Source organism: Marinobacter halophilus (genome assembly GCF_003007685.1).
Classification (GTDB): Bacteria; Pseudomonadota; Gammaproteobacteria; order Pseudomonadales; family Oleiphilaceae; genus Marinobacter; species Marinobacter halophilus.
Genome location: NZ_PXNN01000006.1, coordinates 155,359 through 173,609 on the forward strand (window position 1 = coordinate 155,359; position 18,251 = coordinate 173,609).

An 18,251-nucleotide genomic window follows, 5' to 3' on the forward strand; every position below is an offset into this window, starting at 1 on the left:
CATGTCATTTGAAAAGCTGGGTGAGGATGGCAAAGCTCGCCGGGGTCGCCTTACGTTTCCTCGCGGCACGGTTGAAACCCCTGCCTTTATGCCCGTTGGTACTTATGGCACGGTTAAAGGTATGTTGCCACGGGATATTGAAGCGATCGGTGCTGAGATCATTCTGGGCAACACCTTTCACTTAATGCTGCGGCCTGGCACCGAAGTGGTTAAGGCACATGGCGACTTGCACGATTTTACTCAGTGGCAGGGCCCGATTCTGACCGACTCCGGTGGTTTTCAGGTGTTCAGCCTGGGCGACATGCGCAAGATTTCCGAGCAGGGCGTTACCTTCCGTTCGCCGATCGATGGCTCCAAGGTCGAGCTGTCGCCGGAAATTGCCATTCAGGTGCAGCGGGATCTGGGATCAGACATCGTCATGATCTTTGACGAATGCACGCCTTACCCGGCGACTGAAAAGCAGGCCAGGGAATCCATGGAGCTGTCGCTACGCTGGGCGGATCGTAGCAAGCAGGCCCATGCGGGCAATCCGGCCGCACTGTTCGGCATTGTTCAGGGTGGTATGTACGAATCGCTACGGGATCGCTCCCTGGAAGGGCTGACTGAGATCGGTTTTGATGGCTACGCCATCGGTGGCTTGTCGGTTGGTGAGCCCAAAGAAGACATGATCCGGATTCTGGATCACCTGCCGCCAAAAATGCCGGCAGACAAACCCCGGTACCTGATGGGTGTGGGTCGGCCGGAGGATCTTGTTGAAGCGGTGCGCCGTGGCGTAGACATGTTTGATTGTGTAATGCCCACCCGTAACGCCCGCAACGGCTACTTGTTTACCTCAACCGGCATTGTCAAAATCCGTAACGCCAAAAACCGGCACGACACCGGCCCGCTGGATGAACGTTGTGACTGTTACACCTGTCAGCATTTCTCTAAAAGCTATCTGCATCACCTGGATAAGTGTGGCGAAATGCTCGGCTCCCAGCTCAATACCATCCACAATCTGCGTTTCTACCAGAACCTGATGAGCGGATTGCGTGGCGCCATTGAAGCAGGTACATTGTCCGACTTTATAAGCGAATTCTATGCCTTACGTGGCGAAAACGTGCCGCCGATGGGCAATTCCTGATCACCTTTTACTCAAGACTAGTCAATAAACGGAGAACCTGAATGAAATCAATCAAACTGCTTATCGCCGGTCTGCTGTCCATGATGCCTGCACTCGCTATGGCACAAGACGGTGGCCAGGGCATGAGTGTAGTGGGTCAGATCATCTTCTTCGCCGGCTTTATTCTGATTTTTTACTTCCTGATCTGGCGCCCGCAGTCCAAGCGCGCCAAAGAACATAAAAATCTGATGTCTGGCCTGAACAAGGGTGACGAAGTGGTCACCTCTGGTGGCGTAGCGGGCCGTATCACCAAAGTGTCTGACGACTTCATCATTCTGGAAGTTGCCGACAACGTCGAGATCAAGGTCCAGAAAGTAGCTGTGGGCGCGGCTCTTCCCAAGGGCACTCTAAAAGATATCTGAGCCGGTCTCTGAACGGGCGCTGCAATGAGGCGCCCGCTTTCTATTATTGGCTGAAACACCAAGGCCGGCGGCGTTGCCGGCTCGAAGGATTCTCATGCTGAACAAGTATCCGCTCTGGAAGAACCTGATTATCGTGTTCGCGCTGATTATCGGGTTCATTTATGCCTTACCGAATTTCTTCCCTGATGATTACGCCATACAGGTCACCGGTGCCCGTGGCAGTACTGAGGTAGATCAGCGAGTGCTGGACCAGGCCCTCGGTGCGCTCGAAAGCCGCGGTATTGAAGTCAAGGCAAGCGCGCTCGAAGATCGCAATGCACTGATTCGTCTGAGTAATTCGGACGATCAACTGCGGGCGCGGCCGGCTGTACAGGCGGTTCTTGGCAACGATTACCTGGTCGCGCTAAATATGGCGCCATCCACGCCCCAATGGCTGCGCAGTCTGGGTGCGGGGCCAATGAAGCTGGGTCTCGACTTGCGGGGTGGTGTTCATTTCCTGTTGGAAGTGGATATGGAAACCGCCGTCGGCCAGCGTCTTGAGGCGTTGTCAGGGCAGATCAAGAGGGAGCTTCGGGAGGAGCGGATTCGCTACCGGGGTGGTGACGTGCAGGGAGACCGGGACATTGTGCTGAGTTTCCGTGACACCGACGCCCGCAGTGAAGCGTTTGACCTTGTTCGTCAGCAGTATAACGAGTTTCTTCTGAGCGAAAGCACTCAAAATGGTGAGTTTCTGGTCACCCTGACTTTGTCAGAGGGTGAAGTGCGGTCGATACAGGAGTACGCGCTTGAGCAGAACCTGACCACCATCCGGAACCGTGTTAATGAATTGGGTGTTGCCGAACCACTGGTGCAGCGCCAAGGTACGGATCGCATCATCGTCGAGTTGCCGGGCGTGCAGGATACCGCTCAGGCAAAACGGATATTGGGTGCTACGGCCAACCTCGAATTCCGGATGGAGGCGCGTCAGGATACGCCATCGGCGGAAACCGAAGAGTTCAGTTTCCGTGATACGCCACAGCGCAACGCTCGGCTTGAACGGGACGTCATTGCCACCGGTAATAACGTCGCCAATGCCCAGCAGGCGTTTGATGAAAACGGGCAGCCTCAGGTTAATATCACCATGGATTCCGTTGGTGGTGATCTGATGAACCGGGCAACCCGCAATAACGTTGGTCGTCGCATGGCGGTCTTGTTCATCGAGTTCCGCACGGAAACCGAGACCCGTGAGGTTGATGGCGAGATTGAGCAAACCGAGAAGCGGGTTATTGAAAAAGGCCTGATCAGTCTGGCAACGGTGCAGTCTGCTCTGGGGAGCAGCTTCCGGATTACCGGACTGGACTCCATTCCTGAAGCGGCGGAACTGGCCTTGTTGCTGAGAGCTGGCGCGTTGGCGGCCCCCATGTATTTTGTTCAGGAACGGACCATCGGGCCAAGCCTCGGTCAGAAGAACATTGACGCGGGTGTTATGTCTGTGGCCTTCGGTTTCGCACTGGTACTGCTCTACATGCTGGTGTTCTACCGAGGCTTCGGGATGGTGGCGAACGTTTCACTGACCCTGAACCTGATGTTGTTGCTGGCTTGTATGTCGATTTTGTCGGCTACGCTGACCTTGCCAGGTATCGCCGGTATTGTTCTGACGGTCGGCATGGCGGTTGATGCGAACGTTCTGATTTTCGAACGTATTAAGGAAGAGCTCAAGACCGGGGTGTCGCCACAAAATGCCATCAACTCAGGTTACGGGCGAGCCTTCGTCTCAATCGTTGATGCCAACATTACAACGTTACTGGTGGCGGTGATTCTGTTTGCTATGGGCTCTGGCCCGGTTAAAGGCTTCGCGATTACCCTGTGCATCGGTATTCTGACGTCCATGTTTTGTGGACTTGTGGTCAGTCGCGCCATGGTGAACGTTGTCTACGGCGGCCGCAGGGTCGAGAAATTGTCGATCGGGGGGAAGCTGGCTAATGGCTGATATACAGAAGCAACCATTTGATTTTATGGGTTTTCGAAAGATTGCTTCCGCACTTTCGATCGCTCTTGTGGTGGTATCCATAGTGCTGTTGGGTGTTCGTGGCCTGAACTATGGTATGGATTTCACCGGCGGAACCTCTGTCGAACTGGAATATGCCGAGGCCCCGAGCCTCGATAACATCAAAACCACGATGACAGACGCAGGCTACGAACAGTACGTTGTTCAGAATTTTGGTTCTGACACCACTATCCTGATCCGTATGGCTGAAGCTGAGAACGATCAGCTAGCCCGCGAAGTCACAGCTTTATTGTCGTCAAGTGGCGCCGAACTGGAGTTGGTGGGTTCAGAGTTTGTCGGTTCCCAGGTTGGGGAAGAACTGAAGGAAGACAGTGGCCTGGGCTTGTTGATCGCACTGGCCGTAGTTCTGATCTATGTCGGTATGCGCTTTCAGTTCAAGTTTGGCATCGCGTCGGTTATTCCACTCGCGCACGATGTGATCATTGTTCTGGGGATGTTCGCATTGTTTCAGTGGACCTTTGATCTGACGGTGTTGGCTGCGTTGCTGGCTGTGATCGGCTACTCCCTGAACGACACTATTGTTGTGGCGGATCGTATCCGGGAGAACTTCCGGAAAATGCGCGTAGGAGAGCCCTGGGATATCATCAACGAATCCATTCACCAGACTATTACCCGAACAATCAATACCTCTGGAACCACGCTGGTGGTGCTGCTGGCGCTGTATTTCTTTGGTGGTGAGGCGATCAATAACTTCGCTATCGCGCTGATTATCGGTGTCGTAGTGGGTACCTATTCCTCCATCTATGTGTCTGCGAACATGCTGATGGTTATGGGTGTCACCCGTGAAGATCTGATGGTTCCGGCCAAAGAAGGGTCAGCGGAAGAGATTGAAGAAGAGCAGCCACCGGAATGGCTGAACCGGATGTGAGAATGTTATGCCGGGCCTGGGTCCCGGCATAAAAGTTCCGGAACAAAAAAAACCGCCAATCTGTGAAGATGGCGGTTTTTTTGTGCTCCCGAAGACGGTCTATCGGGGCAGGCGACCCCGAAAGGGGTGCAGCAGTTTCAGGATTTCACGGAACAGCTTCGGGTTGGCTACGATCAGTTGACGGGCGTTACCGGTGGAGGGATTGCCCGAGAAATCACCGGTCAGCGCGCCAGACTCCATGGCCAGGGTTACACCAAGGTCGAGGTCAGCGGGTTGCGGCCGAAAAATGACCGCGGCGTCCAGCAAGCCGGCAGATACCCGGGCAATGTCCAGTACTACGCAGCCGGAGGTGCGGAACATGCCGGTTTCTCGAGCCAGGGTAGCTGCCATGTCTCCCCAGATCATCGGGTCGTCGCCTTGACGAGCCTGATCCAGGAGGTTGGTGGCAAGTGCCGATCTGGCAGGCATTTTGATGTCTGATGCCCGCACGCGGCGGCTGTTCAGGGCAGCACCATGACCACGGCTGGCGGAGTATTCTTCTCCGGTGACCGGGTTAACCAGAAGCAGGTTCTCGGTGCGATTGTTCTTTTTCTGGGACAAGGCCAGAGCAAATTCCGGAATGCCACGGACAAAGTTATCACGACCGAGAACCGGAAAAATGTGCCAGCTTCTGTCGCTGCCACCGGCGTCTGCTTCTCCCATTGGTGCGATGGTGTGATCTTTATAGGCCTTCGTCAGTTGCTCGGCAAAGTTGTCGTAGATGGACTGCTCAACCCGTTCCAGCTGCTGGTAACGGTCGGTCTCATCTTTGCCGTTGGGTTCCTGTCGCTCAAAATGTGCTTTCAGGTAGTCGGATCCCTGGCGGGCAACGCGCAGGGCCATTTTAATTGCTGGTTGCATCTGAGAGTTCGTTATCCGGGTGTGTTAAGGCCGGGCATGATAGCAAAAACTACCAGCGGTTGTCTGTTTTTTGGCTCAGCAAAAGCACGGATGTCACTGGGTCTCGGGGTTGTTGCGGCATATCCGGAGGGCGGGCATGTTCTTATTTCTGCTATCATTCATCTCCTTCATTTAAAGATCTTACACTTATAGGCCTGATGACCATGCACAAGCCCGCGTTGCCGATGGAAGGCACCGATACCTTTAATGATCAGATCAGGATCGTCCTGGTGGAAACTTCCCATTCCGGCAACATTGGTGCTGTGGCCAGGGCGATGAAGAATATGGGGTTGGGAAACCTGTGGTTGGTCAATCCGTCGTCGTTTCCGGATGAAACATCCTACGCCCGGGCAGCCGGTGCTTCTGATGTGCTGGACCGGGCTCAGGTGGTGGATTCTCTGGATGAGGCTCTGGCAGATTGTGTTCTGGTGATGGGCACCAGTGCTCGTGGCCGTAAAGTTCCCTGGCCGGTTATTGCACCACCCCAGGCTGCAGTCACTGCTTATGAAGCTGGGCAGCAAGGCCCGGTTGCCATGGTGTTCGGTCGTGAGAATCATGGTCTGTCCAATGAGGAACTTCAGCGCTGTCACTACCACATTCATATTCCATCGAATCCTGACTACAGCTCTTTGAATCTGTCCATGGCGGTTCAGGTCATCTGTTACGAATTGCGAATGCATTATTTGCGTAGTCTTGACGAAGGTGAGTCCAGCCCTTACCTCGAATCCATGGTGGCGCCTGGCGATCGGGGCTGGGATGTGCCACCGGCGGCCGTCCATGATGTCGAGGGGTTCTTCGGTCACCTTGAACAGGTGTTGGTCGATGTGGACTTTCACCGCCGCAACAACCCCCGGCAACTGATGACCCGGATGAGGCGGCTTTTCCAGCGAGCCCGACTCGACCAGATGGAGATTAATATTCTTCGGGGAATTCTGACGTCGGTGCAGAAAGCTGCCGGTACGCTTCCAGGTAATGGCCAGCAACAACCCACTGCGGCGGATGTCGCGAATGCAGGGCAGGATAAAGACCATGTTTGAGCGTTTGCGCGAAGATATAAAGAGTGTATTTCACCGGGATCCGGCAGCACGGAACACGTTTGAAGTACTGACTAATTACCCGGGCTTGCACGCCTTGCTTTTTCACCGGTTCTCACACTGGCTCTGGAATCTGGGGTTGAAATGGGTGGCACGAACCATCTCCACGCTGGCGCGTTGGTTTACCGGCATTGAAATCCATCCGGGTGCAACGATCGGCCGGCGGTTTTTTATTGACCATGGTATGGGGGTGGTGATCGGCGAAACCACGATAATCGGTGATGATGTGACGCTCTATCAGGGTGTGACACTCGGTGGCACCAGCTGGAACAAGGGCAAGCGTCATCCGACCATCGGTGACGGTGTGGTTGTGGGTGCCGGGGCAAAGATTCTGGGCCCGTTTGAAGTGGGAGAGGGTGCCAAAATTGGCTCTAATTCCGTGGTGACCAAAGCTGTGCCTGCGGGAGCTACCGTGGTTGGCATCCCGGGGCGGGTAATTGTCAAGCGGCATACCGAGGATGACGTTCGACGCAAGGAAATGGAAGAGCGTATGGGCTTTGATGCTTATGGTGTGACTGAGGAAATGCCGGATCCGGTTGCTCGGGCCATGCGCTCGTTACTGGACCATATGCATGCGGTCGACGATCGTATTGAAAACATGTGCAAGGCTATTCGCAAGGTCAACAGTGAATACCAGAATGGGGAGTTGCCGCCTCTGCACGAAGAGGATTTCGATTGCGTTCGTGACGATGAGGATAGCGCGGGTAAAGGCTGAATACTTGACTGTTTTGGTTGGTCAATTCATACTCATCACTTCGAATCGAGATTCAATCCCATCTATGGGGCTGACAGTATGAAGCTGACCACGAAAGGCCGCTATGCCGTGACGGCAATGCTGGATCTGGCTCTCCATGGGAGCCAGGGGCCGGTGAGTCTTGCAGACATTTCGGCCCGGCAAGAGATTTCCCTGTCTTATCTTGAACAGCTGTTTTCACGCCTGCGCCGCCAACAACTTGTGGTGAGCGTGCGTGGACCAGGTGGTGGCTATCGTTTGAGCCGGTTAGCTGATGACGTCTTTATCGCCGAAGTGGTCGATGCGGTCAGCGAATCGCTGGATACCACCCGTTGCGCCAATAAAGGTGATTGTCAGAACGGAGAGAAATGTCTGACCCATCATCTGTGGTCGGACCTGAGCGATCAGATTCACCAGTTCTTGAGCGAGATCAGTCTGGGCGACCTGATGCGTAAGCATGAAATCCGCCAGGTGGCGGACAGGCAGAATCGGATGCAGTCCGGCGATGGCTCGGATGCGATTAATACCCGACGCCTGATAGACCAGGCAACGGCCTGACAACCAACATTCCCTGTGATTATGAAAAAGCCCGTTTACCTGGATTACGCGGCCACAACGCCCGTCGATCCATCCGTTGCCGATGAGATGATGAAGTTTCTGACCCCTGACGGAGTGTTTGGCAATCCGGCCTCGCGCTCCCATGGCTATGGTTGGCAGGCGGAAGCTGCGGTGGAAAATGCCCGGCGGCAAGTTGCCGAGCTGATTCACGCAGACCCGAGGGAAATCGTCTGGACGTCTGGTGCGACCGAATCGGATAACCTGGCGATCAAAGGTGTTGTTGGTCAATGTTCAAAAGCTCGCGGTGGGCATATAGTGACTTCGGTTATCGAGCACAAAGCCGTAGTAGACACCTGCAAATGGCTGGAGAGCCGCGGTACAGAAGTTACCTGGTTGCGACCGGATACTGAGGGACGGGTCACTGCGGACTCCGTTGCCGAAGCGTTACGCCACGACACGGTCCTGGTAAGTCTGATGATGGTCAATAATGAGCTGGGGTGCGTCACGGACATCCGTGCCATCGGGACGTTGCTTCGCCAGCGTGAGGTGTTATTTCACGTTGATGCCGCGCAGGCCGCAGGTAAATTGCCAGTCGACGTTGTCAGTTTGAATGTTGATTTGTTGTCGCTTTCGGCGCACAAGGTATATGGCCCCAAAGGTATTGGAGCGCTTTATGTTCGTCGCTCCCCGAGCGTAGCGATCGAGGCGCAGATGCATGGCGGCGGCCACGAACGAGGCATGCGCTCAGGCACTTTGCCTACGCACCAGATCGTCGGCATGGGCAAGGCCTTTGAGTTGGCAGGTGAGGGTCTTGATCGCGAAACCGGACATCTTGAGCAACTGCGCGAATTGTTTGTGTCAGGTCTTGAAGGCCTTGAAGGTGTTCATTTCAATGGTAGTCGGGAACACCGGGTGCCGGGCATTGTCAATCTGTCATTCGAGGGCATAGATGCTGAATCCCTGATGTTGGGATTGCGCAATCTCGCGGTGTCATCAGGGTCGGCCTGCGCATCTGCTACGGTTGAGCCTTCCTTCGTATTGCGGGGAATCGGTGTGAGCGATGAACTTGCTCACCGCGCACTTCGGTTTTCGTTCGGGCGTTTTACCACTGTTGAAGAAGTAGAGTTCGCCTGTTCGCAAATCGTTGATGTTGTTAAGCGACTTCGCGGCGTGCGGTAGGCAGTTGCACCCGGACTGCGTATAATCGCCGATCTGAATTTTCTGAACACAACTGGAGAAATACCATGGCAAATGAGCGCACGCTCTCAATTATCAAGCCCGATGCGGTCGCTAAGAACGTAATTGGCGAAATCTACAGCCGTTTTGAAAAAGCGGATCTGAAAATTGTTGCGTCTAAAATGATGCACCTGACCCAAGAGCAAGCGGAAGGCTTCTACGCCGAGCATAAAGAACGTCCCTTCTTCAACGATCTGGTTGCGTTCATGACCTCTGGCCCGGTAGTGGTTCAGGCTCTGGAAGGCGAAGGCGCTATTCTCAAGAACCGTGAGCTGATGGGTGCGACAAATCCGAAAGAAGCTGAGGCTGGTACCATTCGTGCTGACTTTGCATCATCCATTGATGCCAACGCCGTTCACGGCTCTGACTCTGCGGCTTCCGCTGAGCGTGAAATCGCGTACTTTTTTAATGATAACGAGATCTGCCCGCGCGGTTGATTTTGTGGTTCAGGGGTGGCAGTAGTCGCCCCTGAATTGGCTATTTGATCGAGGTTATTGCATGACTGGCACTGCCGAAAAAACCAATCTCCTGGGGATGCCTAAAGCCAAGCTTGAGGCGTTTTTTGAAACCCTGGGTGAAAAGCGCTTCCGTGCGCAACAGGTTCTGCAGTGGATCCACCAGTGGGGTGTTGATGACTTCGATCAAATGACCAATATGAGCAAGGTGCTCAGGGACAAGCTTAAAGAAGTGGCAGAGGTGCGCGGCCCCGAGGTGGTTTTCGATGAAACCTCCAAAGACGGAACGCGCAAGTGGGTCATGCGGATGGACAACGGCAACAGTGTCGAAACTGTGCTGATTCCGGACGGTGAGCGCGGCACGCTGTGCGTGTCTTCGCAGATCGGCTGTACCCTCGACTGCACATTCTGCTCAACCGGAAAACGCGGATTTAACCGGAATCTGACGGCTGCCGAAGTGATCGGCCAGGTATGGGTTGCCCGCAAAGCGTTTATGCCGTTTGACATCAAGGACCGCCCGATCACTAATGTTGTGATGATGGGTATGGGGGAGCCGTTGTTGAACTTCGACAACGTCGTTGATGCGATGAACCTGATGATGGAAGACCTTGCTTACGGGATTTCCAAGCGCCGTGTAACCCTGAGTACCTCCGGTGTGGTTCCTGCCATTGACCGATTGGCTGAGGTTACCGATGTTTCACTGGCCATCTCGCTTCATGCGCCCAATGATGAATTGCGCAATAAACTGGTTCCATTAAATAAAAAGTATCCGATCGCTGAATTGCTGGCCGCCACGAAACGGTATTTTGCAAGATTGCCAGAAAAGCGTAAAGCGACCATTGAATACACCGTTATCGAGGGCGTTAACGATCAACCGGAACACGCCCACGAACTGGCAGTTTTGCTCAAGGATTTGCCTTGCAAGATTAATCTGATACCGTTCAATCCATTCCCTGAGAGCGATTTCAAACGGCCGAGTATGAATGCCACGCGTAGATTTCAGACGGTGCTTAATGAGGCCGGCTACGTAGCAACCATCCGTACCACACGCGGTGACGATATCGATGCAGCATGTGGTCAGTTGGTCGGCCGTGTTGATGACCGTACCCGCAGGAGCCAGAGATACATAGCGGTGCAACAGGTTAACCCCTGATATCGGCGCCCCGGAAGTGACAAAGATAAGGTGTTTCGTGAAAGGAAAAGCACAAAGTTCACCTCTGTATACAGTGGCTCTGCTCTTATTTGGTCTGATGTTGTCGGGCTGCGTTACCACAACCGATAGTCGATTCTCGCGTGAAGCAGACCGGGATAAGGCGGTCAGTAACTATGTTCAGTTAGCCACTGCCTATATCGGGCAGGGCAATCTCGATCGTGCTCGTCATCATCTTGAACGGGCACTGGAAATTTCGCCCGATAGCGCTGAAGCGCAGGCCGCAATGGGCTTGGTTTATAATGCCGAGGGCGACCCGGGTCTGGCAGAGCAAAGTTTCAAACGGGCAATCTCTGAGGACGATCGTTATACGCGTGCTCGTGTTTACTACGGTGCTTTTCTTTACAGCAATTCCCGTTATTCGGAAGCCAGAGATCAGTTCAGTGTTGCTTCCAGAGATACCGGCTACCGAGAGCGCGGTGCGGTATTCTATAATCTGGGGATGACCGAAGAGCGTTTAGGTGACCGGGAAGCGGCTGAGGCGGCTTATCGCCGGGCCGTCGAGCTGACTCGGGGCGAAGCACGAACCCTGCTTTCCCTGTCTCGCGTACTGGTGGAAATGGAGGATTATCCGGCGGCATCCCGATATTACAGCCGCCTGCAAACGATGATTCAGCGCAACACGCGGTTGACGCATTCGCCGGAAAGCCTGTTTACCGGTATTCGCATAGCCCGTCATTATAAAGACCGGGATCAGGAGGTGAGTCTGGCCTTGCTGCTCAGAAATGAGTATCCGGATTCTGCTGAGTACCAACAATATAAGGTGTTGATTGCCAATGAGCGGTGAGGTGAAGCCAGACCAGGTGGCAGCGGAGCGTGTCGGTGAACAGCTCAGGCTTGGGCGCGAACGTCTGGGGCTGGATCTGTCAGCAATTGCGGACGAACAGCATCTCCGCCCCTCCGTGATTCAAGCTATTGAAAGCGGCGATTACAGTAAAATCGACAGTGAACTTTTTCTGAAAGGTTACGTTCGAGCATACGCTCGTCAGGTCGGGCTGGATGCGGACGCTGTGATCGCTGAGCTGGATCGGGAACTGGAACCAGGTCGCCAACAAAAAGAGTTGGAGTATCAGGCCAACCCATTGGTTTCTATCGAGCTGAAAAAGCGCCGAAAACGACAACTTGCCAAGCTGCTCGTGGTATTGGTTATTCTGGCTGCGGCTGCGTATCTGATAGCCGCTTATCTTGCTGAACGGGACGTAGGCGTTGATCCGGCAACTGAAGGCTCGTCACAGATGGCAGCGCCGCAGGAAAATCTGATGTCTTCTGCAGATTCGGAGCAAGGCGCTGAAACGCCGGAAGCTCTGGTCCAGGAGCCTGAGCCGGTTCCGTTTGATGAGGCTGCTGAACCTTTGAATGAGACAGCGGAGTCATTGAATGTGCCCGCGGATCCAATGCCTGCAGAAGCCGTCCCGGAAGACCTGCCGCCAGACCAGGTACCTGTGGTTACCCAGTTGACGGAACCCGCTCTGCAAGAGCCAGAAGTGTTACCAGTCAGTGATGTTACGCAAGCACGGCTGCAAATGTCTTTTTCGGATGACTGCTGGATTCAGGTGACTGATGCCGAAGGTAACCGTTTGGCAAGTTCGCTTCGTCGTAGCGGAGACCAATTGGATGTCGCCGGTGAGGCACCTTTCCGGGTGGTGATTGGCGCAGTCAGTGCCGTTGAGTCAATTCGATTTCAGGGTGAAACTCTGAACGTTGGCGATTTACGCGTCGTGAATAACCGGTCAGAATTTAGCCTCGAACTTTAAAGCCAAACGTCCGGATAAACTGTTGGTCCCAGCACATGAAACACGAATCCCCGATTAAAAGACGCAAATCTCGCCAGATCATGGTGGGTGATGTTCCGGTTGGCGGTGATGCACCGATTGCCGTGCAGAGCATGACCAATACCAATACCTGCGATGTAGACGCGACGGTTGGTCAGATTGAGGCATTGCAGGACGCCGGAGCGGACATTGTCCGGGTGTCTGTGCCCTCGATGGAAGCCGCTGAGGCATTTGGCAAAATTCGTGACAGGGTGTCGCTGCCACTGGTTGCGGATATTCATTTTGACCACAAGATCGCATTGCGAGTCGCCGAGCTCGGGGTTGACTGCTTACGCATCAACCCGGGAAATATTGGTCGGGATGACCGTGTTAGTGCAGTGATCAGTGCCGCCCGGGACCGGAATATTCCCATCCGGATCGGTGTGAATGCCGGTTCGTTGGAAAAAAGCCTGCAACGCAAGTATGGCGAGCCTACGCCGGAAGCGCTGGTCGAATCGGCCATGAGGCATATTGATATTCTGGACCGGCACGATTTTCAGAACTTCAAAGTCAGTCTCAAGGCGTCTGATGTGTTTATGACGGTCGCCGCTTACCGGCAAATTGCTTCGCAGATTGAACAGCCGCTTCACTTGGGCATCACCGAAGCCGGTGGCTTCCGTTCGGGTACCGTCAAATCCTCGATTGGCTTGGGTATGCTGCTGATGGATGGCATCGGCGATACTATCCGAGTGTCCCTGGCGGCGGATCCGGTACAGGAAATCAAAGTCGGATTCGATATCCTCAAGAGCCTGCGTTTGCGCAGCCGGGGTATCAACTTTATCGCGTGCCCAAGCTGTTCCCGCCAGAATTTTGATGTTATCCAGACGATGAATGATCTGGAGGAGCGACTGGAAGATGTGAACACGCCATTGGATGTCGCCATCATCGGATGCATTGTTAATGGCCCTGGAGAAGCGAAAGAAGCGGATATCGGCCTGACCGGTGGCAGTCCGAAGAACCTGTTCTACCTGGCTGGCAAACCAAACCAGAAACTGGTCAATGCAACGCTGACGGATGACCTTGAGCGTCTGATTCGGGACGAAGTGGCGAAGCGCCAGGAACAGGAAGCATCTGTTATCGCACGCTCTACCGACTAAAAGCACCGGCACGAAATCATTCAACAAAGTATCAGGGTTTTAACTTGGCTAAGATTCAGGCAATTCGCGGAATGAATGACATTCTGCCGGATCAGACTCCCGTCTGGCAGTATGTGGAGTCAACAGTACGTAAGGTTCTTGGGCAATACGGGTATCAGGAAATTCGTATGCCTGTGGTTGAGCAGACCGAATTGTTCAAGCGTTCGATCGGTGAGGTCACCGATATTGTCGAAAAGGAAATGTACACCTTCGACGATCGCAACGGCGACAGCCTGACTTTGCGCCCCGAAGGTACCGCAGGTTGCGTTCGGGCAGCAGAAGAGCACGGGCTGCTGTTCAACCAAACTCGCCGGCTCTGGTACACCGGGCCGATGTTTCGCCATGAGCGGCCTCAAAAAGGTCGGTATCGCCAGTTTCATCAGATCGGGGTGGAATGTTTTGGCATGGCTGGCCCGGATATTGATGCCGAACTGCTGATCCTGACCTCGCGGTTGTGGGCCGCTTTGGGCCTTGCCGGGCACACTCGCCTGGAAATTAACTCAATCGGGACCAGCGATGCCCGTAAAGTGTATCGGCAGGCGTTGGTCGACTATCTGGGACAATATCGGGATCAGCTGGATGACGACAGCAAGCGACGGCTGTCCACCAATCCTTTAAGAATTCTCGACAGCAAAGATGCCGGCACCCGTAAGGTTCTTGAGGGTGCACCGAGCCTTGATAACTTCCTGGATCAAGCCTCCCTTGAACACTTTGATCAGCTGAAAGCCCTGCTGGATGCCGCGGGCGTGACTTATACCGTAAATCCGGCGCTGGTTCGCGGGCTCGACTATTACGGCAAGACGGTGTTTGAGTGGATCACCGACAGTCTTGGCGCTCAGGGTACCGTGTGCGCCGGCGGCCGTTACGATGGTCTGGTAGAGCAGTTAGGCGGCAAAGCCACCGACGCTGTTGGCTTCGCAATGGGGCTGGAGCGTCTGATTCTGTTACTGGAAACCCTTGATCTGGTGCCCGAGCACGTTAACAATCAGGCGGATGTCTATGTGACTGCCATGGGCGACAAGGTCATTGCTCCGGCGATGGCCATCGCTGAGGAATTGCGAAACGCTTTGCCCGGCAAAGTGGTTGTTGCACATTGTGGTGGTGGCAGCTTTAAGAGTCAGATGAAAAAAGCCGATCGTAGTGGTGCCCGCTATGCGGTCATTCTGGGTGAAAACGAGTTGGCCAGCGGAAACGTTGGTCTGAAACCGCTGCGCGACGATGAGCCGCAGCAAGAAGTGGCTCGGGTAGAATTGGCACAGTTACTGGTTAACAGGCTTTGATCATCGCTCTACAAGAACAGCAACATTATTGATTAACAGGAGTTTACATGGCTGAGTTGCGCACCGAAGAAGAACAGGTCCAGGCGATCAAAGACTGGTGGAAGAAAAACGGCAGTTCCTTGCTGATTGGTATCGGTGCCGCCCTGGCCATCGTGTTTGGTTGGCAGGCCTGGCAAAATAATCAGGCCCAGCAACGGGCCGAGGCCGCAAATCAGTTCGCCACCCTGCTGAATGCGTTCGCGACTGAAGCTGACGAAAATGCGGGCGAGACAGTTGCATTTGTCGCCCAGACGCTTCGTGAAGATCATGGCAAAAGTGCCTATGCCATATACGGTAACCTGGTTCTTGCCCGCCAACAGATCATGCTTAATGACAATGTCGAGGGTGCAATTGATTCTCTGCAATGGGCACTGGATAAAGCATCGGACTATCCGGCGTTGAACTTGGTGGTGCGCAACCGCCTAGCTCGCGCCCAATTTGCGGCCGAGCAATTTGACGATGCGTTGGCGACACTTGACGGCGCAGTTTCGGTCGATGCGTTTGCTGGTATATTTTCAGAGTTACGCGGTGATATTCTGCTGGCCAAGGGTGATGCAGAAGGTGCCCGTGAAGCCTATCTGGCTGCTCAGGAGCAAAACCAGCAGGGCCGCAGTGGCATTCTGGAACTGAAGCTGTCTGACCTGGGCGTTGAGGAGGGGGCCTGATGCGGATCGATCGCAACAGGGCCGTCGCATTTCCGTTAGCGTCTTTGCTGCTGTTTTTGCTTGTCGGGTGCAGTGCCACCGATACTTTTGAGCAACCCGTTCCGGTTCCGGATATTGACGCAAGCGTTGAATTCGAGCCGATCTGGAGCATGTCTGTCGGAAACGGTCACGATAACCAGTTTCTACATCTGGTGCCCTTGTACGCGGGTGACGTTATTTATGCGGCGTCTGCAGATGGCCTATTGGTTGCTGTTGAACCCGAAAATGGCAAAACACGTTGGCAGCGGAGGTCAGAAGATCGCATCTTTGCCGGAATGGGCGGAGATAGTAACCACCTCTATTACATAACTCGCGACGCCGAACTGGTGGCCCTGTCCCGGGAAACCAGCGACGAAGTCTGGCGCTCCGCTTTGCCGACTGAAGGTCTCGCTGCGCCCCAGTCAAACGGGGCTCTGGTCGTGACGCAGACCACCGATGGTCGGGTTATTGGTTTTGATGCCAGTAATGGCGAGCAACTATGGCAATACGATGGTCAGGTGCCGGTGCTGTCCATGCGCACGGCTGCAGCGCCGCTGGTGGGCGGTGATGTGGTGATTGCCTCGTTTGCCAACGGCAGAGTTATTGCGCTCACGGCGGATGCCGGTCAACCAGTCTGGCAGTACGAGGTAGGGCAGCCGCAAGGTCGCACCGAACTCGAGCGCCTTGTGGATATTGGAGGCCAGCCTCTGGTAGTGGATTCTGCCATTATGGTGGCCGGTTATCAGGGCAAGCTTGCACTGGTTGATATCCGTACCGGCCAGGAAATCTGGAGTCGTCGCGCGTCCAGTTTCTACTCGCCGAGCATTGGCGCTGGCAATATTTTCCTGTCGTCTGCCAATGGCGACGTCGTTGCTTACCGTGGCAGTGATCGTCGGGAGCTATGGCTACAGGATCGTTTGTCCTGGCGTCAGTTGACGCAACCGATCGCGGCTGGTGACTATCTGATTACCGGCGATTATGAGGGTTACCTTCACGCCTTGTCGTTAAGTGATGGCAGCCTTCAGGGGCAGATGAAGTTTGACAGTGACGGTATCCGCGTACCGGTTCAGATCATCGAAGATGGTAATCTGCTGGTATTCGGAAACGGCGGGCGCATGACTGTCTTTACTTTGAAAACTGAACAGTAACACCGCAACTCATCGATAAGCCCGGCCCAAGCCGGGCTTTTGACCTTTTTATATAGCAGATAATTATGACCCCAGTTATAGCCCTGGTCGGACGGCCGAATGTCGGTAAGTCCACGATTTTCAATCAGATGACCCATTCCCGTGATGCGCTGGTCGCAGACTTGCCGGGCTTGACCCGTGACCGGAAATACGGCGAGGGCCACTACGAGGGTCGCAAGTTTATCGTTATTGACACCGGCGGTCTCACCGGTGATGAGGTAGGCCTGGACGCGGAAATGGCGCGCCACTCAATGCAGGCGGTGGATGAAGCCGACATCGTGTTGTTTATCGTCGATGGCCGTGCAGGATTGACGGCGGGTGATCAGATGATCGCCGACCATCTGCGTCGCACCGGTAAGAAGGCTCATCTGGTGGTTAACAAAACTGATGGCCAGGATCCGGACATTGCTACTGCTGATTTCTACTCGTTGGGCTTTGAGTCCACGTTCCAAACGGCTGCGGCCCATAACCGCGGCATCAAATCGATGCTGGAGGTGTTGCTTCCGGAACCAGAGAATCCGGAAGACCAGGATCGTGCTGACAAGTACCCGGGTATTCGCATTGGCGTGGTCGGGCGCCCGAACGTTGGCAAGTCGACGCTGGTCAACCGGATGCTGGGTGAAGAGCGGGTGGTGGTCTACGACATGCCGGGAACAACCCGTGACAGCATCTACATTCCCTATGAGCGACATGGCCATCAGTACACGCTGATTGATACCGCCGGTGTGCGTCGCCGCAAGAACGTTCACGAAGTGGTCGAAAAGTTTTCCATCATCAAGACACTCCAGGCTATCGACGATGCCCATGTGGTGATTCTGGTCATCGACGCCCGCGATGGTCTGGTGGATCAGGATATGCACCTGATGGGCTTTGTACTGGATGCCGGTCGGTCGCTGGTGATCGCGATCAACAAGTGGGATGGTATGAATCCGGAAGATCGCGAGAAGGTGAAAGAGCAAGTGGCTCGTCGTCTCGACTTTGTGGACTTTGCTGATAAGTATTACATCTCGGCATTGCACGGTACCGGTGTTGGAACCATGTATGAATCGGTGCAGGCATGTTATGAGTCGGCGATGTCGAAGTGGCCAACTAACCGGCTGACAGCGCTTCTGCAGGATGCGATAGCACAGCACCAGCCGCCAATGGTACATGGCCGACGCATCAAGTTACGCTTCGCTCATCAGGGTGGCTCGAACCCTCCGGTGATCGTCGTACATGGCAATCAGGTGGATTCGCTACCAGGAGCTTATAAACGCTATCTGGAAAATACCTTTCGCAAAGTGCTTAAGGTTGTTGGCTCACCGATCCGGTTTGAGTTCAAATCCGGCGAAAACCCGTTTGCCAACAAGGTAGACCGTATGACGCCGAGGCAGAAGGTCAAGAAGGACACGGATATCAAGAAAGGGCGCACCGTCCGAAAAACCCGGCAGAAAAGCGTCAAACGCTGATTG

18 protein-coding genes are annotated in these 18,251 nt (G+C 54.4%); 17 read left to right on the plus strand and 1 reads right to left on the minus strand.

The genetic code is table 11. The annotated features are described in order from the left end of the window. Position 1: 1 nt before the first annotated feature. The 4 genes from tgt (at position 2) to secF (ending at position 4,439) form a co-directional block, all read left to right on the plus strand. Positions 2–1,123, plus strand: a complete 1,122-nt coding sequence (gene tgt / locus C7H08_RS04830) for a tRNA guanosine(34) transglycosylase Tgt (protein WP_106670720.1) — start codon at positions 2–4, stop codon at positions 1,121–1,123. A gap of 98 nt (positions 1,124–1,221) precedes the next feature. Then, on the plus strand, positions 1,222–1,524 hold the full coding sequence (gene yajC / locus C7H08_RS04835) for a preprotein translocase subunit YajC (protein WP_243411415.1): 303 nt from the start codon (positions 1,222–1,224) through the stop codon (positions 1,522–1,524). A gap of 94 nt (positions 1,525–1,618) precedes the next feature. Further along, entirely contained in the window at positions 1,619–3,493 is a 1,875-nt protein-coding gene (gene secD / locus C7H08_RS04840) for a protein translocase subunit SecD (protein WP_106670635.1), read from the plus strand. Continuing rightward, positions 3,486–4,439 carry a protein translocase subunit SecF gene (gene secF / locus C7H08_RS04845; protein ID WP_106670636.1) on the plus strand — a complete coding sequence of 318 codons (954 nt, stop codon included), beginning with the start codon at positions 3,486–3,488 and terminating at the stop codon, positions 4,437–4,439. Before secD ends, secF begins: the two co-directional genes overlap by 8 nt. Positions 4,440–4,538: 99 nt before the next feature. Here the strand turns inward: secF and C7H08_RS04850 are convergent, their stop codons facing one another. Then, complete coding sequence (locus C7H08_RS04850) at positions 4,539–5,339, minus strand: inositol monophosphatase family protein (protein WP_106670637.1); 801 nt, start codon at positions 5,337–5,339, stop codon at positions 4,539–4,541. Positions 5,340–5,542: 203 nt separating this feature from the next. Here C7H08_RS04850 and trmJ point away from each other — a divergent pair, with 203 nt between their 5' ends. From trmJ to der, 13 genes are all read left to right on the plus strand, one after another. Beyond that, positions 5,543–6,415, plus strand: coding sequence for a tRNA (cytosine(32)/uridine(32)-2'-O)-methyltransferase TrmJ (gene trmJ / locus C7H08_RS04855; RefSeq protein ID WP_106670721.1), 873 nt, complete (start codon positions 5,543–5,545; stop codon positions 6,413–6,415). After that, a complete protein-coding gene (gene cysE / locus C7H08_RS04860; RefSeq protein WP_106670638.1) occupies positions 6,408–7,187 on the plus strand; it encodes a serine O-acetyltransferase in 780 nt (259 codons plus the stop codon). Before trmJ ends, cysE begins: the two co-directional genes overlap by 8 nt. Positions 7,188–7,265: 78 nt before the next feature. Next, a complete protein-coding gene (gene iscR, locus C7H08_RS04865) occupies positions 7,266–7,763 on the plus strand; it encodes a Fe-S cluster assembly transcriptional regulator IscR (RefSeq protein WP_106670639.1) in 498 nt (165 codons plus the stop codon). A 21-nt stretch (positions 7,764–7,784) separates the two neighbouring features. Beyond that, complete coding sequence (locus C7H08_RS04870) at positions 7,785–8,942, plus strand: IscS subfamily cysteine desulfurase (RefSeq protein ID WP_106670640.1); 1,158 nt, start codon at positions 7,785–7,787, stop codon at positions 8,940–8,942. 65 nt (positions 8,943–9,007) lie between these two features. Further along, positions 9,008–9,436, plus strand: coding sequence for a nucleoside-diphosphate kinase (ndk, locus tag C7H08_RS04875; RefSeq protein WP_106670641.1), 429 nt, complete (start codon positions 9,008–9,010; stop codon positions 9,434–9,436). A 61-nt stretch (positions 9,437–9,497) separates the two neighbouring features. Next, positions 9,498–10,607 carry a dual-specificity RNA methyltransferase RlmN gene (gene rlmN / locus C7H08_RS04880; protein WP_106670642.1) on the plus strand — a complete coding sequence of 370 codons (1,110 nt, stop codon included), beginning with the start codon at positions 9,498–9,500 and terminating at the stop codon, positions 10,605–10,607. Between the two features lie 37 nt (positions 10,608–10,644). After that, the gene (gene pilW / locus C7H08_RS04885; RefSeq protein ID WP_227663365.1) at positions 10,645–11,451 is read left to right on the plus strand and encodes a type IV pilus biogenesis/stability protein PilW; all 807 of its coding nucleotides are present in this window, start codon (positions 10,645–10,647) and stop codon (positions 11,449–11,451) included. Next, positions 11,441–12,418: a RodZ domain-containing protein gene (locus tag C7H08_RS04890; RefSeq protein ID WP_106670644.1), complete on the plus strand. Its 978-nt coding sequence runs from the start codon at positions 11,441–11,443 to the stop codon at positions 12,416–12,418. Before pilW ends, C7H08_RS04890 begins: the two co-directional genes overlap by 11 nt. Before the next feature lie 35 nt (positions 12,419–12,453). Next, entirely contained in the window at positions 12,454–13,572 is a 1,119-nt protein-coding gene (ispG, locus tag C7H08_RS04895; RefSeq protein ID WP_106670645.1) for a flavodoxin-dependent (E)-4-hydroxy-3-methylbut-2-enyl-diphosphate synthase, read from the plus strand. A 44-nt stretch (positions 13,573–13,616) separates the two neighbouring features. Next, entirely contained in the window at positions 13,617–14,891 is a 1,275-nt protein-coding gene (gene hisS, locus C7H08_RS04900) for a histidine--tRNA ligase (RefSeq protein ID WP_106670646.1), read from the plus strand. A gap of 47 nt (positions 14,892–14,938) precedes the next feature. Beyond that, positions 14,939–15,595, plus strand: a complete 657-nt coding sequence (locus C7H08_RS04905) for a YfgM family protein (protein WP_106670647.1) — start codon at positions 14,939–14,941, stop codon at positions 15,593–15,595. Next, entirely contained in the window at positions 15,595–16,761 is a 1,167-nt protein-coding gene (bamB, locus tag C7H08_RS04910) for an outer membrane protein assembly factor BamB (protein ID WP_106670648.1), read from the plus strand. Before C7H08_RS04905 ends, bamB begins: the two co-directional genes overlap by 1 nt. Before the next feature lie 65 nt (positions 16,762–16,826). Then, positions 16,827–18,248, plus strand: coding sequence for a ribosome biogenesis GTPase Der (gene der / locus C7H08_RS04915; RefSeq protein ID WP_106670649.1), 1,422 nt, complete (start codon positions 16,827–16,829; stop codon positions 18,246–18,248). The last annotated feature ends 3 nt before the right edge of the window (positions 18,249–18,251 follow it).

Excerpts from the sequence above, each read along its gene's own strand:
- tgt (WP_106670720.1), top strand. The coding sequence starts at position 2 with ATGTCATTTGAAAAGCTGGGTGAGGATGGCAAAGCTCGCCGGGGTCGC.
- yajC (WP_243411415.1), top strand. The coding sequence starts at position 1,222 with ATGGCACAAGACGGTGGCCAGGGCATGAGTGTAGTGGGTCAGATCATC.
- secD (WP_106670635.1), top strand. The coding sequence starts at position 1,619 with ATGCTGAACAAGTATCCGCTCTGGAAGAACCTGATTATCGTGTTCGCG.
- secF (WP_106670636.1), top strand. The coding sequence starts at position 3,486 with ATGGCTGATATACAGAAGCAACCATTTGATTTTATGGGTTTTCGAAAG.
- C7H08_RS04850 (WP_106670637.1), bottom strand. The coding sequence starts at position 5,339 with ATGCAACCAGCAATTAAAATGGCCCTGCGCGTTGCCCGCCAGGGATCC.
- trmJ (WP_106670721.1), top strand. The coding sequence starts at position 5,543 with ATGCACAAGCCCGCGTTGCCGATGGAAGGCACCGATACCTTTAATGAT.
- cysE (WP_106670638.1), top strand. The coding sequence starts at position 6,408 with ATGTTTGAGCGTTTGCGCGAAGATATAAAGAGTGTATTTCACCGGGAT.
- iscR (WP_106670639.1), top strand. The coding sequence starts at position 7,266 with ATGAAGCTGACCACGAAAGGCCGCTATGCCGTGACGGCAATGCTGGAT.
- C7H08_RS04870 (WP_106670640.1), top strand. The coding sequence starts at position 7,785 with ATGAAAAAGCCCGTTTACCTGGATTACGCGGCCACAACGCCCGTCGAT.
- ndk (WP_106670641.1), top strand. The coding sequence starts at position 9,008 with ATGGCAAATGAGCGCACGCTCTCAATTATCAAGCCCGATGCGGTCGCT.
- rlmN (WP_106670642.1), top strand. The coding sequence starts at position 9,498 with ATGACTGGCACTGCCGAAAAAACCAATCTCCTGGGGATGCCTAAAGCC.
- C7H08_RS04890 (WP_106670644.1), top strand. The coding sequence starts at position 11,441 with ATGAGCGGTGAGGTGAAGCCAGACCAGGTGGCAGCGGAGCGTGTCGGT.
- ispG (WP_106670645.1), top strand. The coding sequence starts at position 12,454 with ATGAAACACGAATCCCCGATTAAAAGACGCAAATCTCGCCAGATCATG.
- C7H08_RS04905 (WP_106670647.1), top strand. The coding sequence starts at position 14,939 with ATGGCTGAGTTGCGCACCGAAGAAGAACAGGTCCAGGCGATCAAAGAC.
- bamB (WP_106670648.1), top strand. The coding sequence starts at position 15,595 with ATGCGGATCGATCGCAACAGGGCCGTCGCATTTCCGTTAGCGTCTTTG.
- der (WP_106670649.1), top strand. The coding sequence starts at position 16,827 with ATGACCCCAGTTATAGCCCTGGTCGGACGGCCGAATGTCGGTAAGTCC.